The organism is Rugosibacter aromaticivorans, assembly GCF_000934545.1.
In the GTDB taxonomy this organism is placed as follows: domain Bacteria; phylum Pseudomonadota; class Gammaproteobacteria; order Burkholderiales; family Rhodocyclaceae; genus Rugosibacter; species Rugosibacter aromaticivorans.
Genome location: NZ_CP010554.1, coordinates 502,105 through 514,747 on the forward strand (window position 1 = coordinate 502,105; position 12,643 = coordinate 514,747).

At 55.7% G+C, this 12,643-nt stretch carries 12 protein-coding genes; all 12 read left to right on the plus strand.

Features of this window, described 5'->3' with window-relative positions:
• Nucleotides 1–21: 21 nt before the first annotated feature.
• The 12 genes from mraY (at nucleotide 22) to lpxC (ending at nucleotide 12,640) form a co-directional block, all read left to right on the plus strand.
• Nucleotides 22–1,191: a phospho-N-acetylmuramoyl-pentapeptide-transferase gene (gene mraY / locus PG1C_RS02635; protein WP_202635888.1), complete on the plus strand. Its 1,170-nt coding sequence runs from the start codon at nucleotides 22–24 to the stop codon at nucleotides 1,189–1,191.
• Nucleotides 1,188–2,582: a UDP-N-acetylmuramoyl-L-alanine--D-glutamate ligase gene (gene murD / locus PG1C_RS02640; protein WP_202635889.1), complete on the plus strand. Its 1,395-nt coding sequence runs from the start codon at nucleotides 1,188–1,190 to the stop codon at nucleotides 2,580–2,582. Before mraY ends, murD begins: the two co-directional genes overlap by 4 nt.
• Nucleotides 2,579–3,739, plus strand: a complete 1,161-nt coding sequence (gene ftsW / locus PG1C_RS02645; protein WP_202635890.1) for a putative lipid II flippase FtsW — start codon at nucleotides 2,579–2,581, stop codon at nucleotides 3,737–3,739. Before murD ends, ftsW begins: the two co-directional genes overlap by 4 nt.
• A gap of 112 nt (nucleotides 3,740–3,851) precedes the next feature.
• Nucleotides 3,852–4,907 carry an undecaprenyldiphospho-muramoylpentapeptide beta-N-acetylglucosaminyltransferase gene (murG, locus tag PG1C_RS02650; protein WP_202635891.1) on the plus strand — a complete coding sequence of 352 codons (1,056 nt, stop codon included), beginning with the start codon at nucleotides 3,852–3,854 and terminating at the stop codon, nucleotides 4,905–4,907.
• A 13-nt stretch (nucleotides 4,908–4,920) separates the two neighbouring features.
• Complete coding sequence (locus PG1C_RS02655; protein ID WP_202635892.1) at nucleotides 4,921–5,064, plus strand: hypothetical protein; 144 nt, start codon at nucleotides 4,921–4,923, stop codon at nucleotides 5,062–5,064.
• Nucleotides 5,054–6,460 carry a UDP-N-acetylmuramate--L-alanine ligase gene (murC, locus tag PG1C_RS02660; protein ID WP_202635893.1) on the plus strand — a complete coding sequence of 469 codons (1,407 nt, stop codon included), beginning with the start codon at nucleotides 5,054–5,056 and terminating at the stop codon, nucleotides 6,458–6,460. The genes PG1C_RS02655 and murC overlap by 11 nt, the downstream gene beginning before the upstream one ends.
• Nucleotides 6,453–7,385 (plus strand): UDP-N-acetylmuramate dehydrogenase, encoded by a 933-nt coding sequence (murB, locus tag PG1C_RS02665; protein ID WP_202635894.1) that lies wholly within the window; start codon nucleotides 6,453–6,455, stop codon nucleotides 7,383–7,385. Before murC ends, murB begins: the two co-directional genes overlap by 8 nt.
• 20 nt (nucleotides 7,386–7,405) lie before the next feature.
• A complete protein-coding gene (locus PG1C_RS02670) occupies nucleotides 7,406–8,290 on the plus strand; it encodes a D-alanine--D-alanine ligase (RefSeq protein ID WP_202636889.1) in 885 nt (294 codons plus the stop codon).
• Nucleotides 8,283–9,095 carry a cell division protein FtsQ/DivIB gene (locus tag PG1C_RS02675; RefSeq protein ID WP_202635895.1) on the plus strand — a complete coding sequence of 271 codons (813 nt, stop codon included), beginning with the start codon at nucleotides 8,283–8,285 and terminating at the stop codon, nucleotides 9,093–9,095. Before PG1C_RS02670 ends, PG1C_RS02675 begins: the two co-directional genes overlap by 8 nt.
• Before the next feature lie 15 nt (nucleotides 9,096–9,110).
• On the plus strand, nucleotides 9,111–10,343 hold the full coding sequence (gene ftsA, locus PG1C_RS02680; RefSeq protein WP_202635896.1) for a cell division protein FtsA: 1,233 nt from the start codon (nucleotides 9,111–9,113) through the stop codon (nucleotides 10,341–10,343).
• A 48-nt stretch (nucleotides 10,344–10,391) separates the two neighbouring features.
• Nucleotides 10,392–11,576, plus strand: a complete 1,185-nt coding sequence (gene ftsZ, locus PG1C_RS02685) for a cell division protein FtsZ (protein WP_202635897.1) — start codon at nucleotides 10,392–10,394, stop codon at nucleotides 11,574–11,576.
• 149 nt (nucleotides 11,577–11,725) lie between these two features.
• The gene (lpxC, locus tag PG1C_RS02690) at nucleotides 11,726–12,640 is read left to right on the plus strand and encodes a UDP-3-O-acyl-N-acetylglucosamine deacetylase (protein WP_202635898.1); all 915 of its coding nucleotides are present in this window, start codon (nucleotides 11,726–11,728) and stop codon (nucleotides 12,638–12,640) included.
• Nucleotides 12,641–12,643 lie beyond the last annotated feature (3 nt).

The window sequence follows — 12,643 nt, forward strand, 5'->3', positions numbered from 1 at the left end:
CAACCCACCCAGGAGACATCCATGCTGCTTGAGCTTGCCCACTGGTTGGCCCGCGACTATCGGGGTTTCAATGTGTTCAACTACATCACCTTGCGTGCGGTGTTGGCAACGATGACGGCGCTCTCGATTTCATTTGTTTCTGGCCCGGCGTTGATTCGTTGGCTGACAGCCAAGAAAATTGGTCAGTCGGTGCGCAGCGATGGGCCGCAGACACATCTGATCAAGGCAGGCACGCCCACGATGGGGGGCGCTTTGATTCTTCTCTCGCTGGGCATTGCCACGCTACTGTGGGCAGATTTATCCAATCGGTTTATCTGGGTTGTTCTGCTGGTTACCTTCGGTTTTGGTGCGGTGGGCTGGGTGGATGACTGGCGCAAAGTGGTGTATCGCAATCCCAAAGGGTTATCTGCCCGAGCCAAGTTTTTCTGGCAAACCGCGGTTGGCCTGGTTGCTGCGGTGTACATTTCGTTTTCAATTTCAGCACCCAATAATGAACAGGTGGTAAAACTTTTCATGCATTGGGTGAGCAGTGGCTTCACACTCGAGCTGCCGACGCAGACTGCTCTCATCGTGCCCTTTTTCAAAAGTGTGAGTTATCCGCTGGGCATGTTGGGGTTCATTACGCTCACTTATCTGGTGATTGTGGGTACCAGTAACGCCGTTAATCTGACCGATGGACTCGATGGTCTGGCCATCATGCCGACAGTTCTCGTGGGTGCGGCGCTGGGCTTGTTTACGTATGTCGCAGGGAATGCGGTGTTCTCGAAATATTTGCTGTTGCCGCATATTCCTGGTGCCGGTGAGCTCACTGTTTTTTGCGCCGCCTTGGCGGGTGCCGGGCTCGGGTTCTTGTGGTTCAACGCGTATCCGGCAGAAGTTTTCATGGGCGATGTGGGTGCGCTGGCGCTGGGTTCCGCGCTCGGGGCCGTTGCCGTGATCGCACGGCAGGAAATCGTGCTCTTCATCATGGGTGGTGTTTTTGTGGCTGAGACGCTGTCGGTGATGCTCCAGGTGAGCTATTTCAAATACACCAAAAAGAAGTATGGCGAAGGGCGGCGAATTTTGCGTATGGCACCGCTGCATCATCACTTTGAACAAACGGGTTGGAAAGAGACGCAAGTGGTTGTGCGCTTCTGGATCATCACTATTTTGCTGGTACTGGTGGGGCTATCCACCCTGAAAATCCGATGAGCGATTTGCAAGGCAAACATATTCTCGTGCTCGGCCTGGGTGAATCAGGCCTGGCTTCTGCGTGCTGGTGCGCAGAGTCGGGTGCGCGGGTACGTGTGGCGGATACGCGGGTAAACCCACCGTATCTTGCTGAGTTGCATCGCCGTGTCACCAGCGCCGACTTTTTGGCCGGTGCGTTTGAACTGCATTTGCTGGATGGTGTTGACCGGGTTGTGTTGTCGCCCGGTTTGCCCGGTGATCTGCCCATCGTGCGCGAAGCGGCGGCACGCGGTCTGCCCGTGGTGGGTGAAATTGAACTCTTTGCGCGCGCCTTGCGTGAATTAAATTCGCCTGCTCCCGTGCTGGCGATTACCGGTACCAATGGCAAGACCACCACCACCGCACTCACGGGGCATTTGTTGCGCAGCATGGGGCAACGCGTGGGCGTGGCGGGCAATATTTCTCCTGCGGCACTGATGGCGCTGAGTACCTATGTTGCGCAGGATGATTTACCCCAGATTTGGGTGCTGGAGTTATCCAGCTTTCAGCTCGAAACCACGACATCGTTACAGCCGGCTGCCGCTACGGTCCTTAATATTTCAGATGATCATCTTGATCGTTACGATGATCTGGCTGCCTATGCAGCGGTTAAAGCGCGCATCTTTCAGGGCGCTGGGGTGCAGGTCGTTAACCGGCAGGATGCCTATGTGAACGCGATGCTCTTGGCTGGTCGTCACGCGCTCAGTTTCGGCCTGGATGCGCCGCAGGCAGCAACAGATTTTGGGCTGCGGCAACAGGCGGGTGAGTTGTGGCTGGCACAGGGCGAGCAATTCTTGCTGCCAGTGTCTGAGCTGCCTGTGCAGGGTTTGCATAATGCGGCAAATGTCATGGCGGCGCTGGCGCTGTGCGCGAGTCTGGGTTATGACGTCCAGCAATTATTGCCCGCCGTGTGCAGTTTTCAAGGCTTGCCGCATCGGGTTGAAAAGGTTGTCGAGAGAGACGGTGTGACCTGGTATGACGATTCAAAAGGCACCAACGTCGGAGCGACTGTGGCGGCATTGGAAGGTATCGGCAATCAACACGATCGTAAGATCGTGTTGATTGCCGGAGGCGATGGCAAGGGGCAGGATTTTTCACCGCTGGCATCCGCCGTTGCGCGATGGGCGCGCGCGGTAGTCTTGATCGGTCGCGATGGACCGCTCATCGGCAGCGTCCTTGAAAATAGCGGCGTGCCGTTGGTTTTCGCAACCAATATGAGCGACGCGGTACAGCAGGCAAGCGTCCTGGCACAAAATAACGATGCGGTATTGCTCTCACCGGCCTGTGCCAGTTTTGACATGTTTCGCGACTATCAGCAGCGGGCAGAAGTCTTTATCGCCGCGGTGAAAAATTTAGCGAAAGCAACGTCATGAGTCACTGGAACCCGGTAGCGCGGTCTGCTTCTCCAGAGATGGACCCACTGCTGTTGTGGCCAGCGATTGGCTTGCTGTTGCTGGGTTTGGTGATGGTGTATTCCGCGTCGATCGCCATGGCTGAAGGCAGCCGATTTACAGGTAACCAGTCGGCCTACTTTTTGATTCGTCATGCCATATTTCTTGTGTTTGGGTTCGGCGCTGCGGCGGCCACGTTTCAGGTGCCTTTGCGATTGTGGCAGCAGGTGTCTTCCTGGCTATTTTTGGCGGGGTTTGTTTTGCTGATTGTGGTGTTGATTCCGCATATTGGGCGCTCGGTCAATGGTGCTCAGCGCTGGATTGGTTTTGGCCCTATCAATTTACAGCCCTCCGAATTCATGAAGCTTTTTGCGGTGCTGTATGCGGCGGATTACACCACCCGCAAGTTGAGCGATATAGCCAGTTTTCGACGCGGTTTTGTGCCCATGGCGAGTGTGATGGTGCTGGTCGGTGCGCTTTTGCTGCGTGAACCGGATTTCGGCGCGTTTGTAGTTATCGTCAGTATTGCTGTCGGCATTTTGTTTCTGGGCGGCATCAATGCGCGGCTCTTTAGTGCGTTGCTGGTAGTAATGGCGGTGGCATTTGTCATCTTGATCTGGTCATCGCCCTATCGGCGCGAACGAATTTTCGGGTTTATGGACCCTTGGCAAGACGCTTATGGCAAGGGGTATCAGCTTTCCCATGCGCTAATTGCCTTTGGCCGTGGCGAGTGGTTTGGTGTGGGGCTGGGCGCCAGCGTGGAAAAACTGTTTTATTTGCCCGAGGCGCATACCGATTTTTTATTGGCCGTGATTGCCGAAGAGTTGGGTTTGTTCGGTGTCTGGGTGGTGATTGGGTTGTTCGCCTTGCTGGTTGAGCGCGCATTCGCCGTTGGCCGCCAGGCGCTGGCGCTTGATCGCGTATATGGCGGCCTCGTGGCGCAAGGGATAGGCATCTGGCTGGGCGTGCAGGGGTTTATCAACATGGGCGTGAACATGGGGCTCTTGCCAACCAAGGGTTTGACCCTACCGCTGATGAGCTTTGGCGGCTCCGGCATTGTGGCTAATTGCATCACGCTGGCCATACTGTTTCGCGTCGATTGGGAAAATCGCCAGCTGATGAGAGGTCAACCTGTATGAGTACGATGGCCCTGGCGATTTCGGCGAAGGCTCATATGAGCGCAGCGCACGTTAAGCGAGCCTTGGCGAGCGGCCACAGCCAAAATCGCCAGTTGATGAAAGGTCAACCCGTATGAAAAAGCTCTTGGTCATGGCGGGTGGTACAGGCGGGCACATTATGCCGGGGTTGGCAGTGGCGGAGCATTTGCGGGCACAAGGCTGGAAGATTGCGTGGCTGGGTAATCCTGCGGGAATGGAAGCCAAGCTGGTGGCTGGGCGCGGCTATCAAATGGCCTGGATGAATTTTTCGGCATTGCGTGGCAAGGGGCTGATGCGCAAGCTCGCCTTGCCCTTGAATTTACTCCGTGGCTGTGTGGGCGCCTGGCGTGCGTTTTCACGCATCCGGCCCGACGTGGTACTGGGCATGGGTGGGTATGTCACTTTCCCCGGCGGGCTGGTGGCGGCGTTGCGCGGGATTCCACTGGTGTTGCATGAACAGAATTCCGTCGCTGGGTTGGCTAATCGGGTGCTCGCCAAGATAGCCACCCGCACCCTCTGTGGTTTTCCTGATGTCTTGGTGCGCGGCCTCTGGACAGGGAACCCCGTGCGCCCCGAGATCACCGTATTGCCAGCGCCGACTTTTCGCTACGCCGAGCGCACGGGCCCTTTACACGTGCTGGTCGTAGGCGGCAGCTTGGGCGCACAGGTGTTGAACGAAGCGGTGCCAGAAGCTTGGGCGTTGATGACAGAAAACGAACGGCCACAGGTGGTGCATCAGGCGGGTGAACAACATCTGCCCCAGTTACAAGCGTTGTATGCCGAGGCTGGCGTAAAAGCAAATTGTGTTGCATTCATTGAGGATATGGCTGGGGCCTATGCCTGGGCTGATCTGGTGATCTGCCGTGCGGGTGCGCTCACGGTGGCAGAGCTTGCTGCTGCGGGGGTGGCGAGTGTGCTGGTGCCGTACCCGCATGCGGTGGATGACCACCAAACAGGCAATGCCCAATTTCTTGCCCGGGCCGGTGCCGCTATTTTGTTGCCACAAAAAGAGCTGACGGCCGAGCGCCTATTGATGATTTGCGATGTGCCGCGCAGTCAATGGGCACAAATGGCCGAGAAGGCGCATGCCCTGGCACGTCCCAAGGCTACCGCCGATGTGGCACAGCAGTGTGCAGATCTCGCGAAATGAAAAGGAGCGAAACATGAGGCGTAAAGTCCAACGTATTCACTTCGTCGGCAACGAACGCGCGCAGTCGCGTTCTTTCCCGCAGTGGGCGGCCGTGCGGCTCTTGGTTGAACCCCAAGCCGCATCCGCCAATACCGACGAGGCGCACCATGCGGCATAAGGTCAAACGTATTCACTTCGTCGGTATTGGCGGTGCGGGTATGTCCGGTATCGCTGAGGTGCTGGTGAATCAGGGCTTTGAAGTCAGTGGTTCGGATATGGCTGCGAGTGCAACCACGCGTCGGCTGGCCACGTTGGGTATACGCATTGCGATCGGGCATGCTGCAGAAAATGCGGCGCATGCCGATGCAGTGGTTGTTTCTACCGCGATTGCGGAGACCAATCCCGAAGTGGTCATGGCGCGCTCGCGCCATGTGCCGGTGGTGCCGCGTGCACAAATGCTGGCTGAACTGATGCGTATCAAGCAGGGCATTGCTATCGCGGGTACCCACGGCAAAACAACCACGACCAGTCTGGTAGCGAGTTGTCTGGCCGAGGGTGGTTTGGATCCGACATTCGTGATTGGTGGCCGGTTAATCTCTGCTGGCGCCAATGCGCAGTTGGGCACGGGCGAGTTTCTGGTGGCGGAAGCGGATGAATCAGATGCTTCGTTTTTATTTCTCTCGCCGGTGATTTCGGTGGTGACAAATATTGATGCCGATCACATGGAAACTTACGGGCATGATTTTTCACGGCTCAAGCAGGCGTTCGTGGATTTTTTGCACCGGCTGCCGTTTTATGGCGTGGCGGTGGTGTGCCTGGATGATGCCAACGTGTGCGAAATACTGCCGCGTGTGGCCAAGCAAATGGTGACGTATGGCATCGATGCCGAGGCTAATTTTCGTGCCGAAAATATCAAAGCCGATGGGGGCGTGATGCGCTTTGATTGCGTACGCCGTAATGGCAGCGTGTCGCGCTTGCCCATCGTGTTGAATTTGCCCGGCCGTCACAATGTATTGAATGCCCTGGCGGCCATTGCGGTGGCGACAGAAGTCGGCGTTGGTGACACGGTGATTATTCGCGCATTAGCCCAGTTCAAGGGCGTCGGCCGACGCTTTCAGCGCTATGGCGAGGTGGCGGCAGCGCGCGGCGGAAAATTCACCTTGATTGACGATTACGCCCATCATCCCGTGGAGATGGCAGCCACACTCAGCGCTGCCCGCGCGGCTTTTCCGGGGCGGCGTTTGGTGCTGGCTTTTCAACCGCACCGCTACACCCGCACGCGCGATTGCTTTGAGGATTTTGTCAAAGTGTTGTCCAGCGTCGATGTGTTATTGCTTGCTGAGGTTTATGCCGCAGGCGAATCGCCGATTGTGGCGGCCGATGGTCGCACACTCGTCCGCGCAGTGCGCCTTGCGGGCAAGGTAGAGCCTGTCTTTGTTGAAGAGATTACCGCCATGCCGGAAATGATCAGCGATACAGCGCAAGACGGTGATGTGGTGATTACCATGGGTGCCGGATCCATTGGCACGGTGCCGATGCAGTTGGTGGCAGAGGTTGACAATGCACATGGCTGAAATGCCTCGTGGCCGCCTGTGCGAGAACGAGCCCATGGCGCGACACGTTTCCTGGCGCGCGGGCGGCGCGGCGCGGCGCGCATTTTTCCCGGTGGACAGGAAAGATTTGGCAACCTTCATGCACACCTTGCCGCGCGATGAGGCGGTATTGATGGTGGGTCTTGGCAGTAATCTGCTGGTGCGTGACGGGGGGTTTGCCGGCACGGTTATTTTCACTCATGGCACCTTGGCCGGATTGTCTCGTCTAGCGCTTGAAGACGACGGCACGGTTTACGCCGAGGCAGGCGTGGCAACACCCAAGCTTGCGCGCTTTGCAGCGAATCACGCGTTTGCCGAAGCAGAATTTTTCGCCGGCATTCCGGGCACGGTCGGGGGCGCACTGGCCATGAATGCCGGGTGCCACGGCGGGGAGATCTGGCGTTACGTGACGCGCGTGATGATGATGAACCGGCAAGCCGAATGTGTGATGCGTACCGTGGATCATTTTGAGATTGGCTACCGCCATGTGCGCCCTCGGTTTGGCGAGGATGAAATTTTTGCCGCCGCGTGGTTTCGCTTTCCACGTGGTCAAACTATTGCGGCGCGAGGGCGTATTCGCGAACTGCTGGCGCGACGCATTGCCACGCAGCCACTGGGTTTACCCAATGCGGGGTCCGTCTTCAGAAATCCGCCGGGAGATCACGCGGCACGCTTGATTGAGGCGGCTGGGCTCAAAGGTGTTTGGTCGGGTGGGGCGCAGGTTTCTGAAAAGCATGCGAATTTCATCGTTAATCCCGACGGCAAGGCGACGGCAAATGAGATAGAAATGCTCATCGACAAAATTCGGTTCGAAGTGAACAAAAAGTTTGCTGTGCAGCTTGTGCCGGAGGTGCGAATTGTTGGAAAAAATGCGGTTGGAAAAAATTCGGTTGGGGAAAATCTGTGAATTTTGGCAAAGTAGCCGTGATGATGGGTGGCAAGTCGGCAGAGCGCGAAGTGTCGTTAAAAAGCGGCGCGGCGGTGCTGTCGGCACTGCGTGCTGCGGGAATTGATGCCGCCCCGTTTGACCCGCAGGACAAACCCCTCGAAGCGTTGCATGGCGAAAATTTCAGCCGCGTGTTCATTGCGCTGCATGGGCGGGGTGGGGAAGACGGCAGTATGCAAGGCGCCCTGAATCTGCTGAATATTCCTTATACCGGCAGTGGCGTGCTGGCTTCTGCCCTGGCGATGGATAAGTGGCGGTGCAAATTGGTCTGGGCCGCTGCTGGCCTGCCCGTGCCGGAATACGGGATTGTGACGCCGACCAGTAACTTTGCCGAAATTGAAGCGCGGCTGGGTTTACCCCTGTTTGTGAAGCCCGCCAATGAAGGTTCCAGCATCGGCATTAGCAAGGTAAAAGAGTCTGGCGGCCTGCGTGCCGCGTTTAAGCTGGCCGCACAATATGATTCGTGCGTCATTGCAGAGCGGTTCTTGGCCGGCGGTGAATTTACTGTTGGGATTATCGGGGACCAGGCATTGCCGGTGATTCGCATTGTTCCGCAAACTGAGTTTTATGATTTTGCAGCCAAGTATTCGCGTGATGACACGACATACCACATCCCCAGCGGTTTAGGCGAGGCACGGGAGGCAGAAATTCGTGCCATGGCGTTACGCGCTTTTGCAGCACTGGGTGGTCGCAGTTGGGGGCGCATTGATGTGCTGCTGGATGCTGAAGGCCGCGCCTGGTGTCTGGAGGCCAACACCTCGCCGGGCATGACCGATCACTCGCTGGTGCCGATGGCGGCAAAGGCTGCGGGAATTTCGTTCGGCGATCTGGTCGTGAAGTTACTGGTGGAGGCACGCTGTGATTAAGGCCGGGGTTCGCGGTAATAGCCGCAACAGCCGTAAGATCGGCAATACGCATGCACAGGCAAAAGCCAGCGGCAACCTGTTTTGGGATTCTCCCCGATTGATCAATTCAGTGGCCGACTTGGTTTTTATTTTTGGCGGTGTCCTCCTGGCCTGGGCTGGTTTGCTGGTTTTGCAGCGGCTGCCCATCCTTCCGATTAAAAATGTCATTGTTACTGCGGCGGTTCCGCAAGTGTCCGGTGCGCAGATTGAGCAAGTGGCGCGCACCGTGATTACCGGAAATTTTCTAACCGTTAACTTGGCCGCAGCGCAGCGATCTTTTGAACAGTTGCCCTGGGTGCGGCTTGCCAGTTTGCGCCGCCAATGGCCGGATAGTCTGGTGCTGACTTTTGAGGGGCAGCATCCCGTGGCACAGTGGTCCTCGCTTGATGGTGAGGCCCGGCTAGTCAATGAGCTTGGCGAAGTCTTTGTCGCTACGGCGCCCCCGGGGATGGCCCTGCCGGTTTTTTCTGGACCGGAGGGTTCGTCAGCGCAAATGCTCACACGCTATGGTGAGTTTGCAACACAACTGGCTACCATCCACCGCGATCTGGTAGCGCTGCGGCTCTCGCAGCGCGAAGCCTGGCAGCTCAAACTGGATGATGGTGTGGTGCTTGAGTTGGGGCGCGACCAACCCAAAACGCCGCTGGCTGAACGCCTGACGCGATTTACAACCCACTATGCAAGCGTGAAGGATCGCCTGCACGCACTAAGCGTGGTGGATATGCGGTATCCCAGTGGATTTGCCCTTAAGGCGAGAAAAAGTTAATGAGTAAAGAAACCAATGAGCAAAGAAATCAAGCGTGACCTGATTGTTGGCCTCGATATCGGCACCTCAAAGATCGTTGCAATCGTAGGCGAGGTTGACGGTGAAGGCAGACTCTCTGTGCTGGGGATGGGAATGCAGGAATCCACCGGCATTAAGCGCGGCATGGTGATCAACATTGAAGCCACGGTGAATTCGATCTCCAAAGCCATTGCTGAAGTTGAGATGATGGTCGGTTGCAAGGTGCGCGAGGTGTATACCGGAATTGCCGGCAGCCACATCAAGAGCAAGGATTCTTCAGGCATGGCGGTGGTGCGCGAAAAAGAAGTCACGCCATTCGATGTGGAGCGCGCCATTGAAGCGGCCAATGCCACGCCTATTTCTGCCGACGACCAGATTTTGCACACGCTGGTGCAAGAGTTCATCGTTGACGGCCAAGACGGTGTCAAGGAGCCCATCGGCATGGATGCGCGACGGCTTGATGTGAGAGTTCATCTCGTGACGGGCGCAGTGACGGCAGTGCAGAACATCGTTAAATGTGTACACCGCTGCGGGTTGGAAGTTGTTGATCTCGTGCTACAGCCCCTGGCCTCAGGTTATGCCGTGCTGACGGATGACGAAAAGGATGTTGGTGTTTGCCTGGTTGATATTGGCGGCGGCACTACGGATATTGCCGTCTTTGTACAGGGGGCCATTCGGCACACAGCAGTGATTCCGATTGCGGGTGACCAGGTAACTAATGATATTGCGATTGCTTTGCGCACATCAACGCAGGACGCGGAAGACATCAAAATGCGATTTGGTGTCGCACTTCAACAATTAGCAAGTGCTGAAGAAATGATCGAAGTCCCGGGCGTGGGTGATCGGCCGGGATCCCAGCTTTCACGGCAAACCTTGGCGGGGTTTATTCAGCCGCGTATCGAAGAGATTTTTCAGCAAGTGCAAGAAGAGCTGCATCGCAGCGGTTATGAGCGTCTTTTGCGAGCCGGCATTGTGCTCACAGGGGGCGCTGCACAAATGCCTGGCATGACTGAATTGGGTGAAGAAATATTTCATAACACCGTGAAATTAGTTACACCGCTTTACGAAGGGAATTTGCGTGATTTTGTGCGCAACCCGCGTTATTCGACTGCCATGGGTTTGCTTTTGGAGGGTGTGGCGCAACGTCAGCGAGGGATGAAGGTGCAGCACCCCAAGACATTTACGCAGGTTTTGGGTCGTATGCGGGCATGGTTTGGTAAGAATTTTTAGGTTGGTCATTTAGGTTTGATTGTGTAGTTATTTTTAAAGGAGACAAAAATGTTTGAATTAGAAGAAGTTGCGTCACAGGAAGCCGCAGCTGGTAACACAGTAATCAAGGTGGTAGGTGTCGGCGGTGCGGGTGGTAATGCGGTTGAGCACATGATCCGTGAAGGCGTGGGCGGTGTGGAGTTCATTTGCTGCAATACCGATGCGCAAGCGCTGGATAAAAGCAGTGCGCATGTCAAGCTGCAGCTCGGCCCTGGCTTGGGCGCAGGCGGTAAGCCTGAAAAAGCCAGAGAGCTTGCGCAGGCCGATCGACAGCGTATTGCTGAAGTTCTGGAAGGCGCGCATATGGTATTCATTACCGCCGGTATGGGCGGGGGGACCGGTACCGGTGCTGGACCTGTGATCGCTGAGGTGGCGCGTGAATTAGGCATACTGACTGTTGCCGTGGTGACTAAACCGTTTGAATACGAAGGCCGCCGTAAGCGCCTGGCCGAAGACGGTGTGACTGAGCTTGCTCAGTATGTTGATTCGTTAATTGTGATTCTCAACGAAAAACTCGAAGAAGTTCTGGGTGACGATGTCAGTATGCTGGACGCTTTTAAAGCAGCAGATAATGTGCTGCGTAATGCGGTCGGTGGTATTGCAGAGATCATTAATGTGCCAGGCTTGGTTAACGTCGATTTTGAAGATGTGCGCACGGTCATGGGCGAGATGGGCAAGGCAATGATGGGTTCAGCAACTGCTTCTGGGGTTGATCGCGCACGTATCGCAGCAGAAGAAGCTGTGGCTAGCCCGTTGCTGGAAGGCGTCGAGTTGTCTGGCGCGCGAGGTGTGTTAGTGAATATCACAGCAAGTAACACGCTGGGCTTGAGAGAGTACAAAGATGTGATGAATACCATTCGTCAATACACCGCCGCCGAGGCCACTGTGATTTGTGGTGCCGTGTTTGATGAATCAATGGAAGATCAATTGCGGGTTACGGTGGTGGCAACCGGTTTAGGCGCGATTGCAGGCAAGGTGCGCAAACCGGAAATGAAAATCGTTGAGCCGATCGGTCTGCGCACCGGCACCGATAACTTCCACGTTTTTGATGCCACGATGGGGCAGGTTGATTTGTCGAGTGTGGCGTCAAGTTTGCGTAGCAATATGCCACGTAACAGCCAAGCTGACGCAATGGCTGCCTCGGGTGTTGATAAATATGACATCCCCGCTTTTTTGCGTCGTCAGTCTGATTAAATAGCCCCAGACGTAATAGTCACCGGGGAGTCTTCCCCGGTGACACCTGTCCTGCGTGTTAAAATTCAATTCATGCAATTATTAAGCTGTTTTTACAAAAAAAAGAAGTTTCCCCTGGACTTGATTTCCAAGCCGCTTTCTAGCCCGCTATGCTGCGCCAACGTACGCTGAAATCTGTTGTCAAGACCACCGGAGTGGGGCTCCACTCTGGCGCAAAGGTTTCGCTAGTTTTGCGTCCGGCCCCGGTTGATACGGGTGTTGTTTTTCGCCGGGTGGATTTGAATCCGCCTGTGGATCTGAAAGCTGATCCTTTTGGGGTTGGTGACACACGCATGGCCTCTTGCCTTGAAAAACAAGGAGCGAAAGTTGCAACCGTAGAGCACCTCATGTCCGCCCTGGCTGGGTTAGGCATTGACAACATTTATATTGATGTCGATGCGGCAGAGTTGCCTATTATGGATGGCTCGGCCGCACCTTTTGTTTTTTTATTGCAGTCTGCCGGTATCGAAGAGCAGTCGGCTGCGAAGAAATTCATTCGTGTCAAAAAAATGGTTGAAGTCAAAGAGGGTGACAAATGGGCGCGCCTTTCCCCCTTTGATGGTTTCAGTCTCGAGTTCTCCATAGTTTTTGCCCATCCTGCCGTCGCTCAGTCGGGTTCTAGCGCACATATCGATTTTGCCGATCAATCCTATGTTCGCGAAGTCGCACGCGCGCGGACATTCGGGTTCATGCAAGATGTTGAAGTGTTACGTGAACAAGGTTTAGCCTTGGGGGGCAGCCTTGAAAATGCCATCGTGATGGATGAGTATCGTGTGTTGAATAATGACGGCTTGCGTTATGCGGATGAATTCGTCAAACACAAAATACTGGATGCTGTCGGCGATCTTTATCTGATAGGGCATCCGCTACTCGCGGCGTTTTCTGCCCACAAATCTGGCCACGCGCTGAATAATGCACTCTTACGCGCCCTGCTGAGTGATGTATCCGCCTGGGAGATGGTGAGTTTTCTGCGGGTGGAAGATGCGCCAGCCAAAGTGGCCGGACTTTATCCGCAACTGGCCTAAGCG

Excerpts from the sequence above, each read along its gene's own strand:
- mraY (WP_202635888.1), top strand. The coding sequence starts at position 22 with ATGCTGCTTGAGCTTGCCCACTGGTTGGCCCGCGACTATCGGGGTTTC.
- murD (WP_202635889.1), top strand. The coding sequence starts at position 1,188 with ATGAGCGATTTGCAAGGCAAACATATTCTCGTGCTCGGCCTGGGTGAA.
- ftsW (WP_202635890.1), top strand. The coding sequence starts at position 2,579 with ATGAGTCACTGGAACCCGGTAGCGCGGTCTGCTTCTCCAGAGATGGAC.
- murG (WP_202635891.1), top strand. The coding sequence starts at position 3,852 with ATGAAAAAGCTCTTGGTCATGGCGGGTGGTACAGGCGGGCACATTATG.
- PG1C_RS02655 (WP_202635892.1), top strand. The coding sequence starts at position 4,921 with ATGAGGCGTAAAGTCCAACGTATTCACTTCGTCGGCAACGAACGCGCG.
- murC (WP_202635893.1), top strand. The coding sequence starts at position 5,054 with ATGCGGCATAAGGTCAAACGTATTCACTTCGTCGGTATTGGCGGTGCG.
- murB (WP_202635894.1), top strand. The coding sequence starts at position 6,453 with ATGGCTGAAATGCCTCGTGGCCGCCTGTGCGAGAACGAGCCCATGGCG.
- PG1C_RS02670 (WP_202636889.1), top strand. The coding sequence starts at position 7,406 with ATGATGGGTGGCAAGTCGGCAGAGCGCGAAGTGTCGTTAAAAAGCGGC.
- ftsA (WP_202635896.1), top strand. The coding sequence starts at position 9,111 with ATGAGCAAAGAAATCAAGCGTGACCTGATTGTTGGCCTCGATATCGGC.
- ftsZ (WP_202635897.1), top strand. The coding sequence starts at position 10,392 with ATGTTTGAATTAGAAGAAGTTGCGTCACAGGAAGCCGCAGCTGGTAAC.
- lpxC (WP_202635898.1), top strand. The coding sequence starts at position 11,726 with ATGCTGCGCCAACGTACGCTGAAATCTGTTGTCAAGACCACCGGAGTG.